This is a genomic window from Alcanivorax sp. (genome assembly GCF_019431375.1).
Taxonomy (GTDB): Bacteria; Pseudomonadota; Gammaproteobacteria; order Pseudomonadales; family Alcanivoracaceae; genus Alcanivorax; species Alcanivorax jadensis_A.
This window is the reverse complement of record NZ_CP080267.1, coordinates 1,194,996-1,210,069: the sequence shown is the minus strand read 5'-3', so window position 1 is coordinate 1,210,069 and position 15,074 is coordinate 1,194,996. Positions and strand designations below refer to the sequence as shown.

16 protein-coding genes are annotated in these 15,074 nt (G+C 52.9%); 12 read left to right on the top strand and 4 right to left on the bottom strand.

The genetic code is table 11. The annotated features are described in order from the left end of the window. Positions 1–201: 201 nt before the first annotated feature. From KZ772_RS05510 to KZ772_RS05485, 6 genes are all read left to right on the top strand, one after another. Positions 202–1,179, top strand: a complete 978-nt coding sequence (locus KZ772_RS05510) for a transposase (protein WP_290538829.1) — start codon at positions 202–204, stop codon at positions 1,177–1,179. A 65-nt stretch (positions 1,180–1,244) separates the two neighbouring features. Then, positions 1,245–1,904 (top strand): hypothetical protein, encoded by a 660-nt coding sequence (locus KZ772_RS05505; protein WP_290538828.1) that lies wholly within the window; start codon positions 1,245–1,247, stop codon positions 1,902–1,904. A 1-nt stretch (position 1,905) separates the two neighbouring features. Continuing rightward, a complete protein-coding gene (locus tag KZ772_RS05500) occupies positions 1,906–2,859 on the top strand; it encodes an SUMF1/EgtB/PvdO family nonheme iron enzyme (protein ID WP_290538827.1) in 954 nt (317 codons plus the stop codon). A gap of 433 nt (positions 2,860–3,292) precedes the next feature. Next, on the top strand, positions 3,293–4,270 hold the full coding sequence (locus KZ772_RS05495; protein WP_290538817.1) for a transposase: 978 nt from the start codon (positions 3,293–3,295) through the stop codon (positions 4,268–4,270). Positions 4,271–4,273: 3 nt separating this feature from the next. Then, on the top strand, positions 4,274–4,729 hold the full coding sequence (locus KZ772_RS05490; protein WP_290538826.1) for a hypothetical protein: 456 nt from the start codon (positions 4,274–4,276) through the stop codon (positions 4,727–4,729). Next, positions 4,720–5,373, top strand: coding sequence for a hypothetical protein (locus tag KZ772_RS05485; RefSeq protein ID WP_290538825.1), 654 nt, complete (start codon positions 4,720–4,722; stop codon positions 5,371–5,373). The genes KZ772_RS05490 and KZ772_RS05485 overlap by 10 nt, the downstream gene beginning before the upstream one ends. Before the next feature lie 56 nt (positions 5,374–5,429). On the opposite strand, the gene KZ772_RS05480 is transcribed toward KZ772_RS05485, so the two are convergent. Both KZ772_RS05480 and KZ772_RS05475 read right to left on the bottom strand, forming a co-directional pair. After that, entirely contained in the window at positions 5,430–6,275 is an 846-nt protein-coding gene (locus KZ772_RS05480; protein ID WP_290538814.1) for an SUMF1/EgtB/PvdO family nonheme iron enzyme, read from the bottom strand. Between the two features lie 192 nt (positions 6,276–6,467). After that, positions 6,468–7,411, bottom strand: a protein-coding gene (locus tag KZ772_RS05475) for an IS5 family transposase (protein ID WP_290538824.1) whose coding sequence is annotated in 2 segments (ribosomal slippage) — positions 6,468–6,854 and positions 6,857–7,411 — 942 coding nt in all. Because the reading frame shifts where the segments join, the coding sequence is not laid out codon by codon here. A gap of 189 nt (positions 7,412–7,600) precedes the next feature. Between KZ772_RS05475 and KZ772_RS05470 the strand changes: the two genes are divergently transcribed. The 3 genes from KZ772_RS05470 (at position 7,601) to KZ772_RS05460 (ending at position 9,988) form a co-directional block, all read left to right on the top strand. After that, entirely contained in the window at positions 7,601–8,503 is a 903-nt protein-coding gene (locus KZ772_RS05470; protein WP_290538813.1) for a PhzF family phenazine biosynthesis protein, read from the top strand. 739 nt (positions 8,504–9,242) lie between these two features. Next, positions 9,243–9,560 (top strand): hypothetical protein, encoded by a 318-nt coding sequence (locus tag KZ772_RS05465; protein WP_290538823.1) that lies wholly within the window; start codon positions 9,243–9,245, stop codon positions 9,558–9,560. 254 nt (positions 9,561–9,814) lie between these two features. Beyond that, positions 9,815–9,988 carry a hypothetical protein gene (locus KZ772_RS05460; RefSeq protein WP_290538822.1) on the top strand — a complete coding sequence of 58 codons (174 nt, stop codon included), beginning with the start codon at positions 9,815–9,817 and terminating at the stop codon, positions 9,986–9,988. Between the two features lie 1,151 nt (positions 9,989–11,139). Here the strand turns inward: KZ772_RS05460 and KZ772_RS18590 are convergent. Continuing rightward, positions 11,140–11,316: an SUMF1/EgtB/PvdO family nonheme iron enzyme gene (locus KZ772_RS18590; protein WP_365871176.1), complete on the bottom strand. Its 177-nt coding sequence runs from the start codon at positions 11,314–11,316 to the stop codon at positions 11,140–11,142. Positions 11,317–11,682: 366 nt separating this feature from the next. Next, the gene (locus KZ772_RS05455) at positions 11,683–11,964 is read right to left on the bottom strand and encodes a hypothetical protein (protein WP_290538821.1); all 282 of its coding nucleotides are present in this window, start codon (positions 11,962–11,964) and stop codon (positions 11,683–11,685) included. Positions 11,965–12,357: 393 nt separating this feature from the next. Between KZ772_RS05455 and KZ772_RS05450 the strand changes: the two genes are divergently transcribed. From KZ772_RS05450 to KZ772_RS05440, 3 genes are all read left to right on the top strand, one after another. Continuing rightward, positions 12,358–12,639, top strand: a complete 282-nt coding sequence (locus tag KZ772_RS05450) for a hypothetical protein (RefSeq protein ID WP_290538820.1) — start codon at positions 12,358–12,360, stop codon at positions 12,637–12,639. An 894-nt stretch (positions 12,640–13,533) separates the two neighbouring features. Further along, positions 13,534–13,806 carry a hypothetical protein gene (locus tag KZ772_RS05445; RefSeq protein WP_290538819.1) on the top strand — a complete coding sequence of 91 codons (273 nt, stop codon included), beginning with the start codon at positions 13,534–13,536 and terminating at the stop codon, positions 13,804–13,806. Then, entirely contained in the window at positions 13,803–14,726 is a 924-nt protein-coding gene (locus tag KZ772_RS05440; protein WP_290538818.1) for an SUMF1/EgtB/PvdO family nonheme iron enzyme, read from the top strand. Before KZ772_RS05445 ends, KZ772_RS05440 begins: the two co-directional genes overlap by 4 nt. The last annotated feature ends 348 nt before the right edge of the window (positions 14,727–15,074 follow it).

Genomic DNA, 15,074 nt, shown 5'->3' with positions numbered 1-15,074 from the left:
CTGCAGTGCGGCACTTCGCTTATGGGAAGCAGAATTGACACAGAATTGAGGACACGCATGACTTGGAGAATCTCTCAAGGAGGCAGAATTGAGGACACGCATGACTTGGAGAATCTCTTACACTGAGCGTAGCAAATTGCTGATTTTGTACTAATTATTTGGTCAGTATTGTCGAATCATGGATATGCAAGGAGGCAACCCATGACCCGTGCTCGCTATACCCAGGTATCCCTGGACTCTACCCCTTACTACCACTGTATCTGTCGCTGCGTACGACGGGCCTTTCTTTGCGGGAAGGATCGCTACTCCGGCCAGAACTATGAGCATCGTCGCCAGTGGGTGGTAGATCGTCTGGCCGCCTTGGCGGAGGTCTTTGCTATCGATCTCTGTGCTTATGCCGTGATGTCCAATCACTACCATCTGGTTCTCCGCATCAATCAAAAAAAGGCGCTGGCCTGGACAGATCAAGAGGTTGCGGAGCGCTGGATGCTGCTGTTCAGTGGTCCTCTTATCGTGAAGCGTTGGATCAAAGGACAGACTGAGGAGGGGGAATCCCTCAAGGCTCTGGACATCATTGGTCAATGGCGTGAGCGGCTTCATGACCTGGGCTGGTTCATGAAATGCTTGAATGAGTATCTCGCCAGGCGAGCCAACGAGGAAGATTGCTGCAAAGGTCGCTTTTGGGAAAGTCGCTACAAGTGTCAGGCGCTCCTGGATGAAAAAGCGTTGCTGCAATGCATGGCGTATGTGGACCTTAATCCTGTACGGGCCGATATGGCGAGAACACCAGAAGATTCGGATTACACCTCAGTCCAGCAACGTGCCAGAAAGCTGGCAGGAGATCAGTGCGCTAAACAACCGGATCTTCTTCCTATGGTAGGCGCAGAAACCGTCGACGCTGACGATGATGACACGCTTTGTCGGTTCCGGTTAATGGACTATCTGGAGCTTGTGGAGGGTACGGGCAGGGCGGTACGAGAAAATAAACGAGGGTCAATACCCGAGCAAGAGATGAAAATATTGGATCGCTTGGGGATAGACGAGAAAGCCTGGCTTTCTCATATGAGACCAAGAAAACAACGCCAGCCTGTTGCAGTAGGGGCCTTGGCCAGGCTCCGTGAGTATGCCCAGGAAACTGGCAGGAAATGGGTAGCCGGGCAAAGCTTGGCGGGGTGGTAAGTCATGTTCTTCTTGGTTGAGTTTATGCGTGTCCCCTATATCTCGTTGATGAAGATGGCCGTTTTATGCTGCGTGCCAAAGCGGGTATTGTTTGTGGTATTGGCGCCAAGGGGGAGCTGAGTTACACGGTCCAGGTAGATCATATTGCCACCTTCGTGGCCTTCTCTTACCACTCCCTGCGGGATGCTGACTACAGCACTGGCATGATCATGGAGGAGGCCGCCGAAGAGGCGATGATGGCGCTGATGTATTATGTTCTGTGGAGAGGGGAAAATACGGTAGCGGAGATAAAAGAAACCTATCAGATAATGACCACGGTTCTTCTTAACTGGAGAAATGAAGCTTCCGGGATTTTGCCCAAAGCCCGAGATATTCTGGATACGCTCAATGATTCCCCCTGGTTCCGTTATTCCCCACCGGGCCTGCTGATCCGCCTGATGGAAAGCTTTATGAGTCTGGGCGATGAAGCCCGCTTCAAGGGTGACGTCAACATGCAGAAGAAAGTAGATAAAGGCTTGGCCGCTATTGGGCATCACAGCCAAGGTGAAAATGAGTGGCAGACCATCGTTCGCGGTGTCGCTGCCCGCACCAACAGCACCCCGAAGGGTGGAAACCCCTGCTGGCGCAGCTCCGGCTCCCGCGTACCAACCAAATGCTGGCCCGGCGCCGGCAAATGCTGCCGGCCATTGCCCTGGCCGACCAACCCTTACGCACACAGGAGATAGCATGAAGTGCTCATTGATGGCCGTGCTGACGGCGTTACCGCTTGGCGCGTGCGCTGATGCCGGTCAACTCAAGACTGAAGTGACAATCAATGAAACGCTCCCGGAAGAGGTGCAAACGGTATTGCGTCGTTCCGTCGAAAATCTGGTTTTTGTGGAGGGGGGGGGCTTTCAGATGGGTGATGTTGGTGCCTACATTACGAATAAAAGTTTCAATGAGGGGCCATTAGGCTCTTATGAATTTGTTGATAAAAACCACCCCGATGCCATGTGGATGCCTTGGGTATTTCAGGCTGCAGGAGAAAAACGCACTGCAGAACCCGTCCACAAAGTCACCCTTTCCAGCTATTCCATGGGGAAGTATGAAGTGACGTTTGAAGAGTTTGATGTTTATACCCAATTTACAGAGAAGCCGCTGCTGGTCGAACGTAAGTTGGGAAAAAGAAGCCGAAAACCTGCAAAACCGGTTCGCTATATGACATGGCAGCAAGCCCGCGATTATTGCTTTTGGCTGGGAGAAAACACGGGCCTTAATATTGACCTCCCCACAGAAGCTCAGTGGGAATATGCGGCGCGCAGCCGGGGCAACAAGGTGGCGTATGGCACGGATACCGGCATGCCGAAAAAGGGAACCAATATCGGGTCTGGTCTCGGTGTGGAAAAAGTTGGATCTTATCCGCCGAATCCACTCGGCTTGTATGACATGAGTGCTAACGTCAAAGAGTGGGTTCTGGACTGGTTCGACCCGGATTATTACGCCAATTCTCCCGAAGTGGACCCACAGGGGCCGGAAAGCGGCACTGAGAAATCAGTACGAGGTGGCAAGGTGGTTTTGCAGCGCTACCACGAACCACCAAAAGCCGCCCCCAGAATCACCGAGGAATTTGGCTATGAAGGGCATCCCTATGTCGGCTTCCGCTGCGTGGTTAATGAAGACAAGCCTATTATCCTGAAATAATTGTCTGTGAAGGAAACATAATAGCGCTTCGAGTCACGTTAGCTTTTCCCGCCACAGAGGAATGCACTGAAACCTATGCCCAACAGGGCGGCCAGGGGCGCCTTGTCTTCGACCACAGAGAACAAACTCATGGCGAGGTCAGTCCTCCCCTGCGCGACAGTGCCCGCATCCTGCGCACCTGTCTGAACGAAGGGCCGGATCAAGCCCTTATCCTGGGCTAAGCTCCTGCCGTGAAGTCCGCTTCAAGGGTGACGTCAACATGCGGAAGAAAGCAGACAAAGGACACGCACCGAATAAACACAAACGCACCGAATAACGAATAAAGGACACGCACGACTTGGAGAATCTCTTACACTGAGCGGAGCAAATTGCTGATTTTGTACTGATTATTTGGTCAGTATTGTCGAGTCATGGATATGCAAGGAGGCAACCCATGACCCGTGCTCGTTATACCCAGGTATCCCTGGACTCTACCCCCTACTACCACTGTATCTGTCGCTGCGTACGACGGGCCTTTCTTTGCGGGAAGGACCACTACTCCGGCCAGGATTATGAGCATCGCCGCCAGTGGGTGGTGGATCGTCTGGCCGCCTTGGCGGAGGTCTTTGCTATCGATCTCTGTGCTTATGCCGTGATGTCCAATCACTACCATCTGGTTCTTCGCATCAATCAACAAAAGGCGCTGGCCTGGACAGATCAAGAGGTTGCGGAGCGCTGGATGCAGCTGTTCAGTGGTCCTCTTATCGTGAAGCGTTGGATCAACGGACAGACTGAGGAGGGGGAATCCCTCAAGGCGCTGGACATCATTGGTCAATGGCGTGAGCGGCTTCATGACCTGGGCTGGTTCATGAAATGCCTGAATGAGTATCTCGCTAGGCGAGCCAACGAGGAAGATTGCTGCAAAGGTCGCTTTTGGGAAAGTCGCTACAAGTGTCAGGCCCTTCTGGATGAAAAGGCTCTGCTGCAATGCATGGCGTATGTGGATCTTAATCCTGTACGGGCGGATATGGCGAGAACACCAGAAGATTCGGATTACACCTCAGTCCAGCAACGTGCCAAAAAGCTGGCAGGAGGTCAGTGCGCTAAACAACCGGCCCTTCTTCCGATGGTAGACGCAGAAACCGTCGACGCTGACGATGATGACACGCTTTGTCGGTTCCGGTTAATGGACTATCTGGAGCTTGTGGAGGGTACGGGCAGGGCGGTACGAGACAATAAACGAGGGTCAATACCCGAGCAAGCGATGAAAATACTGGATCGCTTGGGGATAGAAGAGAAAGCCTGGCTTTTTCATATGAGACCAAGAAAAAAACGCCAGCCTGTTGCAGTAGGGGCCTTGGCCAGGCTCCGTGAGTATGCCCAGGAAACTGGCAGGAAATGGGTAGCCGGGCAAAGCTTGGCGGGGTGGTAAGTCATGTCCTTCTTGGTTGAGTTTATGCGTGTCCCCTATATCCGCTCGGACGCCCCCTGGCCAGACGAAAAAAGCCAGCGTAGCGGCATGATCAACACTGAGGCGCTACCGGCACCCGCTGATAATGTGAAAGTGGCCAAGAGTACCCGCTCGCCATTTGACACCGAGCTGGATGACCAGCAAGGGGCTAACGTAAAGCTAGAAGCGTTCGTGGGGGTAAAAGCCACTCTGGGTATCAAGGGCGGACTAATGTGGCAGCAACCCCAGGCCAGTCAGTTCAAGGCGTTGGGCAGTGTGGGCTATACCGCCACCGGCATGGCCGGCATCGGCGCAGGGCTGGATTTTCAGGTCGGGTTTGATGTACGGACAGGGCGATTTGTAATCCACTGTAAGGCTGAGCTGGCTTTTAAGGTTGGGGTCGGTGGAGGTTTTCCTTCACGGTGGATGCAATGCATGTGAAAGACTTTCTGGAGCTTCTCTATAACGAACTGCGCGACTCTGAATTCAATGTTATTGACCTGTTCGATGACGAAGACGGTCGCAATCGTGCATTCGATGCCTTCTGCTCGTTCCAGTACGAATTGTTCAAGCGCGGTGGAGTAGTCGGTGTAGCCGCTGGAGCTGCTGCTACTGGTGGTTTGCTGGCTGTTAGTGCGGTCCAGGGAATATTTAATCTGGGGCGTGAATTGCTCTTGAGATGGGAGGAATGGGACGACGACAGCGAGGCGGCTCACCGACTGGCAGAAACATTACTGGATGAAGCTGAAGCACTGGAACTGCTGGGCTATGCCTTCCCGGAAACCAAGGGGCGGCTCCTCAATACACTGATTTCGACAGGCACTACCCACCGGGATATCAATCTGCTTTCCGGTGGGCTGGATGAACGTCGTGAAGAAGCGGTGATTGTGGTCCTTGAGAGTATTCAGCATGCCCGCGAATACCAGGAAGTGATGGAGCATATGGGGGTCAACATTCCCATCAACGATGGCCCTGCTGAGAAAATGGTTCGGGCTCTGGACAATGAATTGCGGTTGTTGACCTTTCTGGATGGGGAGGAACGAAATCGCTTCTTGAATATCTCAAATCGCTTTGCAGGTGAATGATGCTTCTTTTGCAAAAATACCTGGCACCCTTGAACAGCGTGCCAGGTGGGGATTTACTAGTTGCTGTTCTTTTTCTCCTTTTTTACAGAAGAAAAAGCAATGACCTTGGGTTGATTGACAACACAACGAACGCCGAATTGTTTATCATCAGGTTTACGGCCAGGGGAGCGGCGGTATAAGATATTGTAACGTTGTGTGCCAACAACGCTGCCTCCGCGGAATATTTTTGTTGTTCCAGTCTCAGGTCCTTGAGGGTTTATCCCCGGAGACGTTTCATAATAGTTTTTGTCGTGCCAATCCAGCACCCATTCCGCCACATTGCCGGTCATATCGTACATTCCCAATGGGTTGGGTGGATAAGTACCGGAGGGTTCCGGGTGCCAAGGGGATTCACTCCCGGGATAGTTGCGACCGTAATCCAGTGTGCCATCATCGGTGGCATAGAAGGCCCGGCTGGTTCCCCGGCTAGTGGCCGCATACTCCCATTGGGCTTCGGTGGGTAGCTCAAAGGGCAGGTCTGTCAACTCACCCAACCAGTGGCAATAGTTCTGGGCGTCATACCAGGTAAGTCCCCAGGCCGGATTTTCGGGCTGCCTGGATGGTTTGCCAAAAGATCTTTGACTGGGTTTTCGGGCTCCTGTGGCTTCGGCAAAGGTATCAAACTCCCAATAAGACACTTCGTAAGCTTGAATTGAATAGCTATCAAGGGTCACCTCGACAGTTTTGGTGACTTGCGGGTGCCCCATGGTAAAGGTGCCGCCTTCTACGAACACCAGAGAATCCAGCGTATGGTCAATTACCCGCTGTTCGGCTTCGCTCAGATCAGCGCCATTGCTGCACCCGACAAACAGGGAAAGGGGCAATATAGGGATGGTGTTGAGCAGTGAAAAAGGGCGTTTCATGTTTATCAGTTCCTTTGCTTGAAATCGGCGTCCAATGCCGCAAATACCCTAGGGAAGGTCTGAATAACTCGCTTTTTTCGCCTTTACGATGATCAACAGGCTTCTGCCATCAAATTCAGGCCACAATTCACTCTTGAGTGTTCATTTTTTCGCCTGATTGCCGCACTTTAGCGGCAATCAGGCGCACTGCCCCTAGGGCAGCAGCACCCGTTTCACCCTCAACAGGTTGTGCAGCCCCGCCAGGAGATAGAGCCGGTTGGTATTTTTCGCCAGACCCCGGTAGCGAACCTTGCTGTAACCGAACATGCCTTTGATCACTCGGAAGGGATGTTCCACTTTGGCACGTACGCTGGCTTTGATGGTTTCGCATTCCAGCGCAACCTTCGACATCGTGGAGCGCTTACCAGGACGCTCAGCGATAAACCAATCCACTTTACGGTTCTTGTGCTCTTCGCGTTTCTCGATACCGCAATAACCCGCGTCTCCCCAGACACGTTTCTCTTTGCCATGCAAAAGCTGGTCTGATGCCGTCAGGTCATGCTCATTCGCGGCGGTAGTGGCAAGGCTATGAATCAGACCCACCGTGTGTCATCGACGCCAATATGGCACTTCATGCCAAAGTGCCATTGATTGCCTTTCTTGGTCTGGTGCATCTCCGGATCACGAGCCTTACCTTTGTTCTTCGTCGAGCTGGGCGCTTCGATAATCGTCGCATCAACGATGCTGCCTTCCCGAACCATCAGGCCATGTCGTGCCAACTGACGGTTGATCTTCTTGAACAGCTTCTTGCCAAGAGTGTGCTGCTCCAGCAGGTGCCGGAAGTTCAGGATCGTTGTCTCATCAGGAACCCGAGAGAGCCGAATCCCTGCGAAACGGCGCATAGACTCGATCTCATACAAGGCATCTTCCATCGCCGGATCACTCAGGTTGTAGATGATCTGCATGACATGAATGCGCAGCATGCTGGAGAGCGGATACGGCGGCCGGCCAGTGCTACCGGAGGCGTAATAGACCGCAATCGTGGACTCCAGCGCCTTCCAGGGTAGCAACTGATCCAACTTCTCAAGGAACACTTCCCGCCGGGTCTTGCGCTTCTTGTGTTCATATTCGGCTTCGGCAAAAGTCAGCTGGCTCATGGCATTCCCGGAAAGTGGCTGATAGAAAGCCCTGATTATGGCAAAGTCGGGGAGTTTTTCAGAGGTTCCCTAGCAAATTGAGGTTTCCTTGTCTGTGTATAGAGTTCACGGTTAGTGATAATCCCACAATTGCATTCTCTTCCCCATCCGGCATAGTCGTAGTCATCACAACAAAACAGGGTGAAGACAATGGCTCTCGATTATGCGCTGCTTGATGTATTTGCCAATGCCCCATTTCAGGGCACACAGATTCCTGTGGTAAAGCTGGAAGGGTTGGACACCAGTGATGCCAGCAAGATGGCGATTGCCAGTGAGTTTCAGCAGACGGAAACGGTGTTTATCGAGCCGGGCAAGGACATGCCGGTGAGTGTGTTCAATGGCAAGGGGCAACAGTTGTTCGGGGCCCATACCATTCTGGCAGCGTCTTATGTGGCCCATGAGATGGGGCTTGCCAAGGATGAAGGGGCTTTTGCATCGTTTCTGTTCAGGCAGAATCAACAGTTGATCGAAAGCTTTATTGATACTGGAAACAGTGCATCAGGCTCGATTCAGTTTGCCCGGGTGCTGACGCCCACGATTGATCGCTATACCCCGGAAATTCCACGCCTGGCCGCGGCACTGAATATTGATGAAAAGCATATCTCGTTCAGCAAGTACAAGCCCATGGTGGTCAGCGTGGATACGCCTACCTTGATCATTCCGGTTACCAAGCCTGAGCATGTGCTGGCAGCGAGTTTGAATGCGGAGCGGTGGGCCGATCTGTTTGGTGGTGTCTATACCTCGGAATTGTTCCTGTTTGCGCCGGGGAGTATTACCGGCAGTTCCGAGTTTCACGGGCGCTTGCTGAACCCGGACCTGCCCGGGGATGTATTTCCGCCCATCGGTAATGTGATGCCGGAATTTATTGCTTATCTGGCGGAGCAGCAGGATACGGCTGCGGGGACCCACACACTGTCTATTGATCGCGGGAGCCCTGATACCCGCAAGAGTATTCTGCATGCGGAGTTCGACAAGAAGCCGGGCAAGGAAGTGAAATGCCGCATTGGCGGTAACGTGATCAAGATGGGGGTGGGCGAGCTGCTTTACAGCTGATTTCAGTGGTCTGCGATTTATCGTTTGTTGGACTGATTCTTCAGATAAACGATAAATGCCACCACGGCAATGCCGCAGAGAAACAACACGAAAGCGGTAATCAGTTGTTCCAGTGTCATGGTGCAGCCCTCCTGTCTGTTATGTGGACATTATCACGGTGCCGGCGCCTTTACCGAATAGGCGCCGGGTTCGTGATTTGTATCTGCACGACTTGGAGAATCTCTACACTGAGCGGAGCAAATTGGGTTGATTTTGTACTGATTATTTGTCAGTATTGTCGAGTCAGCGGATATGCAAGGAGGCACCCATGACCCGTGCTCGTTATACCCAGCAGTATCCCTGGATCCCCTCTACCCCCTACTACCACTGTATCTGTCGCTGCGTACGACGGCCTCTTCTTTGCGGAAGACCACCACCGGGCCGTGATTATGAGCATCGCCGCCAGTGGTGGTGGATCGTCTGGCCGCCTTGGCGGAGGCTCCCATCGATCTCTGTGCTTATGCCGTGATGTCCAATCACTACCATCTGGTTCTTCGCATCAATCAAACAAAAGGCGCTGGCCTGGACAGATCAAGAGGTTAGGAGCGCTGGATGCAGCTGTTCAGTGGTCCTCTTATCGTGAAGCGCGTTGATCAACGGACAGACCGAGGAGGGGGAATCCCTCAAGGCGCTGGACATCAGGCTACTGGTCAATGGCGTGAGCGGCTTCATGACCTGGGCTGGTTCATGAAATGCCTGAATGAGTATCTCGCCAGGCGAGCCAACGAGGAAGATTGCTGCAAAGGTCGCTTCTTTGGGAAGTCGCTACAGCGTCAGCCCTGATGAAAAGGCTCTGGCTGCAATGCATGGCGTATGTGATCTTAATCCTGTATTGGGCGGATATGGCGAGAACACCAGAAGATTCGATTACACCTCAGTCCAGCAACGTGCCAAAAGCTGGCAGGAGGTCAGTGCGCTAAACAATCGGCCCTTCTCTTCTCCGATGGTAGACGCAGAAACCGTCGACGCTGACGATGATGACACGCTTTGTCGGTTCCGGCTAATGGACTATCTTTGAGCTTGTGTGGAGGGTACGGGCAGGGCGGTACGAGACAATAAACGAGGGTCAATACCCGAGCAAGCGATGAAAATACTGGATCGCTTGGGATAGAAGAGAAAGCCTGGCTTTTCATATGAGACCAAGAAAAAACGCCAGCCTGTTGCAGGCCTTGGCCAGGCCTGTGAGTATGCCCAGGAAACTGGCAGGAAATGGGCAGCCGTGGGCAAAGCTTGGCGGGGTGGTAAGTCATGTCCTTCAGGTTGAGTTTATGCGTGTCCCCTACATTCAGCTCGGACCCCCTGGCCAGACGAAGCCAGCGTAGCGGCATGATCACCACTGAGGCGCTACCGGCACCCGCTGATAATGTGAAAGTGGCTCAAGAGTACCCGGGCTGCCATTTCTGGACACCGAGCTGGATGACCAAAGGCAAGGGGCTAACGTTGTAGCGTTCGTGGGGGTAAAAGCCACTCCTGGGTATCAAGGGCGGACCATCGTGGCAGCAACCCCAGGCCAGTCAGTTCAAGGCGCTGGGCAGTGTGGGCTATACCGCCACCGGCATGGCCGGCATCGGCGCAGTGGGGCTGATTTTCAGGTCGTGGTTTGATGTACGGACAGGGCGATTTGTAATCCACCTAAGGCTGAGCTGGCTTTTTAAGGTTGGGGTCGGTGGAGGTTTTTCCTTCACGGTGGATGCAATGCATGTGAAAGCACTTTCTGGAGCTTCTCTATAACGCACTGCGCGCACTCTGAATTAATGTTATTGACTCCTGTTCGATGACGAAGACGGTCGCAATCGTGCATTCGATGCCTTCGCTCGTTCCAGTACGAATTGTTCAAGCGCGGTGGAGAAGTCGGTGTAGCCGTTGGAGCTGCTGCTACTGGTGGTTTGTTGGCTGTTAGTGGTCCAGGGAATATTTAATCTGGGGCGTGAATTGCTCTGGAGATGGAGGAATGGGACGACGACAGCGAGGCGGCTCACCGACTGGCAGAAACATTACTGGATGAAGCTGAAGCACTGAACTGTTGGGCCCTTCCCGGAAACCAAGGGGCGGCTCCTCATCATACTGATTTCGACAGAGAGGCACTACCCACCGGGATATTAATCTGTTTTCCGCGGGCTGGATGAACGTCGTGAAGAAGCGGTGATTGTCCTTGAGAGATTCAGCATGCCCGCGAATACCAGGAAGTGATGGAGTATAGTCAACATTCCCATCAACGATGGCCCTGCTTTCGAGAAAATGGTTCGGGCTCTGGACAATGAATTGCGGCTGTTGACCTTTCTGGATGGGGGAGGAACGAAATCGCTTCTTGAATATCTCAAATCGCTTTGCAGGTGAATGATGCTTCTTTTTCGTAAATACCTGGCACCCTTGAACAGCGTGCCAGGTGGGGATTTACTAGTTGCTGTTCTTTTTCCTACAGAAGAAAAAGCAATGACCTCTTGGGTTGATTGACAACACAACGAACGCCGAATTGTTGTATCATCACCTGCGGTTTACGCCAGGGAGCGGCGGTAAGATATTGTAACGTTGTGTGCCAACAACGCCATGCCTCCGCGGAATATTTTTGTTGTTCCAGTCTCAGGGTCCTTGAGGGTTTATCCCCGAGACGTTTCATAATAGTTTTTGTCGTGCCAATCCAGCACCCATTCCGCCACATTGCCGGTCATATCGTACATTCCCAATGGGTGGGTGGATAAGTACCGGAGGGTTCCGGGTGCCAAGGGGATACCACCCCGGGATAGTTGGCAGGTGACCGTAATCCAGTGTGCCATCATCGGTGGCATAGGAAGGCTCCGGTTGGTTCCCCGGCTAGTGGCCGCATTACTCCCATTGGGCTTCGGTGGGTAGCCTCGTGGGCAGGTCTGTCAACTCACCCAACCAGTGGCAATAGTTCTGGGGCGTCACACCAGGTAAGTCCCCAGGCCGGATTTCGGGGCCGTGCCTGGATGGTTTGCCAAGATCTTTTGACTGGCTGGCTCCCGTGGCTTCGGCAAAGGTATCACTCCCAATAAGACACTTCGTAAGCTTGAATTGAATAGCTATCAAGGGTCACCTCGACAGTTTTGGTGACTTGGTGGGTGCCCCATGGTAAAGGTGCCGCCTTCTACGAACACCAGAGAATCCAGCGTATGTATCAATTAATACCCGCCGTTCGGCTTGCCTGCATCAGCGCCATTGCTGCACCCGACAAACAGGGAAAGGGGCAATATAGGGGGATGGTGTTGAGCAGTGAAGGGCGTTTCATGTTTATCAGTTCCTTTAGCTTGGAAATCGGCGTCCAATGCCGCAAAATACCCTAGGGAAGGTCTGCCATGAATAACTCGCTTTTTCGCCTTACGATGATCAACAGGCTTCGCATCAAATTCAGGCCACAATTCACCTTGAGGTTTTTCGCCTGATTGCCGCACTTTAAGCGGCAATCATATTGCTGCCCCCAGGGCAGCAGCACCCGTTTCCACCTCAACAGGTTGTAGCAGCCCCGTCAGGAGATAGAGCCGGTTGGTATTTTTCGCCAGACCCCGGTAGCGAACCTTGCTGTAACCGAACATGCCTTTGGATCACTGGAAGGGATGCAAGTTCCACTTGGACGTACGCTGGCTTTGATGGTTTCATTCCAGCGCAACCTTCGACATCGTGGAGCTTTACCAGACGCTCAGCGATAAACCAATCCACTTTACGGTTCTTGTGCTCTTCGCGTTTCTCGATACCGCAATAACCCGCGCCCCCCCGCATAATAATCACGTTTCTCTTCTTGCCATGCAAAGCTGGTCTGATGCCGTCAGGTCATGCTCACCTGTGGTAGTGGCAAGGCTATGAATCAGACCCACCGTGTCATCGACGCCAATATGGCACTTCATGCCAAAAGTGCCATTGATTGCCTCTCTTCTTGGTCTGGTGCATCTCCGGGATCACGAGCCTCTTTCTTACCTTTGTTCTTCGTCGAGCTGGGCGCTTCGATAATCGTCGCATCAACGATGCTGGCGTTCTTCCTCTTGAACCATCAGGCCATGTCGTGCCAACTGACGGTTGATCTTCTTGAACAGCTTCTTTGCCAGTTACAGGTGTTGCTCCAGCAGGTGCCGGAAGTCTGGTGATCGCCGTTGTCTCATCAGGAACTCCGAGAGAGCCGAATCCCTCTGCGAAACGGCGCATAGACTCGTGGATCTGCTGCACAAGCGCACCTTCTCCTGGTCGCCGGATCACTGTGTTCAGATGATCTGCATGACATGAATGCGCAGCAATGCTGGAGAGCGGACGCCATGGCCGGTCAGTGCGCCAACGTGGAGGCGTAATAGACCGCAATCGTGACCCAGCGCCTTCCAGGGTAGCAAACTGATCCAACTTCTCAAGGAACACTTCCCGCCGGGTCTTGCGCTTCTTGTGTTCATATTCGGCTTCGGCAAAAGTCAGCTGGCTCATGGCATTCTGGGAAAGTGGCTGATAGAAAGCCCTGATTATGGCAAAGTCGGGGAGCCAGAGGTTCCCTAGCAAATTGAGGTTTCCTTGTCTGTGTATAGAGTTCACGGTTAGTGATAATCCCACAATTGCATTCTTTCTCTCCCCATCCGGCAAGCTAGTCGTAGTCATCACAACAAAACAGGGGGTAAAGACAATGGCTCTCCTCGATTATGCGCTGCTTGATGTATTGCCAATGCCCCATTTCAGGGCACACAGATTCCTGTGGTAAAGCGGAAGGGTTAACCAGTGATGCGCCAGCAAGATGGCGATTGCCAGTGAGTTTCAGCAGACGGAAACGGTGTTTATCGAGCCGGGGCAAAGGACATGCCGGTGATTGTTCAATGGCAGGCAACAGTTGTTCGGGGCCCATACCATTCTGGCAGCGTCTTATGGCCCATGAGATGGGTTTGCCAAGGATGAAGCGTGGGCTTTTGCATCGTTTCTCGTTCAGGCAGTGAATCAACAGTTGACGAAAGCTTTTCTTTATTGATACTGGAAACAGCGCATCAGGCTCGATTCAGTTTGCCCGGGTGCCGACGCCCACGATTGATCGCTATACCCCGGAAATTCCACGCCTGGCCGCGGCACTGAATATTGATGAAAAGCATATCTCGTTCAGCAAGTACAAGCCCATGGTGGTCAGCGTGGATACGCCTACCTTGATCATTCCGGTTACCAAGCCTGAGCATGTGCTGGCAGCGAGTTTGAATGCGGAGCGGTGGGCCGATCTGTTTGGTGGTGTCTATATGCTGCCGGCCATTGCCCTGGCCGACCAACCCTTACGCACACAGGAGATAGCATGAAGTGCTCATTGATGGCCGTGCTGACGGCGTTACCGCTTGGCGCGTGCGCTGATGCCGGTCAACTCAAGACTGAAGTGACAATCAATGAAACGCTCCCGGAAGAGGTGCAAACGGTATTGCGTCGTTCCGTCGAAAATCTGGTTTTTGTGGAGGGGGGGGGCTTTCAGATGGGTGATGTTGGTGCCTACATTACGAATAAAAGTTTCAATGAGGGGCCATTAGGCTCTTATGAATTTGTTGATAAAAACCACCCCGATGCCATGTGGATGCCTTGGGTATTTCAGGCTGCAGGAGAAAAACGCACTGCAGAACCCGTCCACAAAGTCACCCTTTCCAGCTATTCCATGGGGAAGTATGAAGTGACGTTTGAAGAGTTTGATGTTTATACCCAATTTACAGAGAAGCCGCTGCTGGTCGAACGTAAGTTGGGAAAAAGAAGCCGAAAACCTGCAAAACCGGTTCGCTATATGACATGGCAGCAAGCCCGCGATTATTGCTTTTGGCTGGGAGAAAACACGGGCCTTAATATTGACCTCCCCACAGAAGCTCAGTGGGAATATGCGGCGCGCAGCCGGGGCAACAAGGTGGCGTATGGCACGGATACCGGCATGCCGAAAAAGGGAACCAATATCGGGTCTGGTCTCGGTGTGGAAAAAGTTGGATCTTATCCGCCGAATCCACTCGGCTTGTATGACATGAGTGCTAACGTCAAAGAGTGGGTTCTGGACTGGTTCGACCCGGATTATTACGCCAATTCTCCCGAAGTGGACCCACAGGGGCCGGAAAGCGGCACTGAGAAATCAGTACGAGGTGGCAAGGTGGTTTTGCAGCGCTACCACGAACCACCAAAAGCCGCCCCCAGAATCACCGAGGAATTTGGCTATGAAGGGCATCCCTATGTGCTTCCGCTGCGTGGTTAATGAAGACAAGCCTATTATCCTGAAATAATTGTCTGTGAAGGAAACATAATAGCGCTTCGAGTCACGTTAGCTTTTCCCGCCACCACAGAGGAATGCACTGAAACCTATGCCCAACGGGGCGGCCAGGGGCGCCTTGTCTTCGACCACAGAGAACAAACTCATGGCGAGGTCAGTCCTCCCCTGCGCGACAGTGCCCGCATCCTGCGCACCTGTCTGAACGAAGGGCCGGATCAAGCCCTTATCCTGGGCTAAGCTCCTGCCGTGAAGTCCGCTTCAAGGGTGACGTCAACATGCGGAAGAAAGCAGACAAAGGACACGCACCGAATAAACACAAACGCACCGAATAAC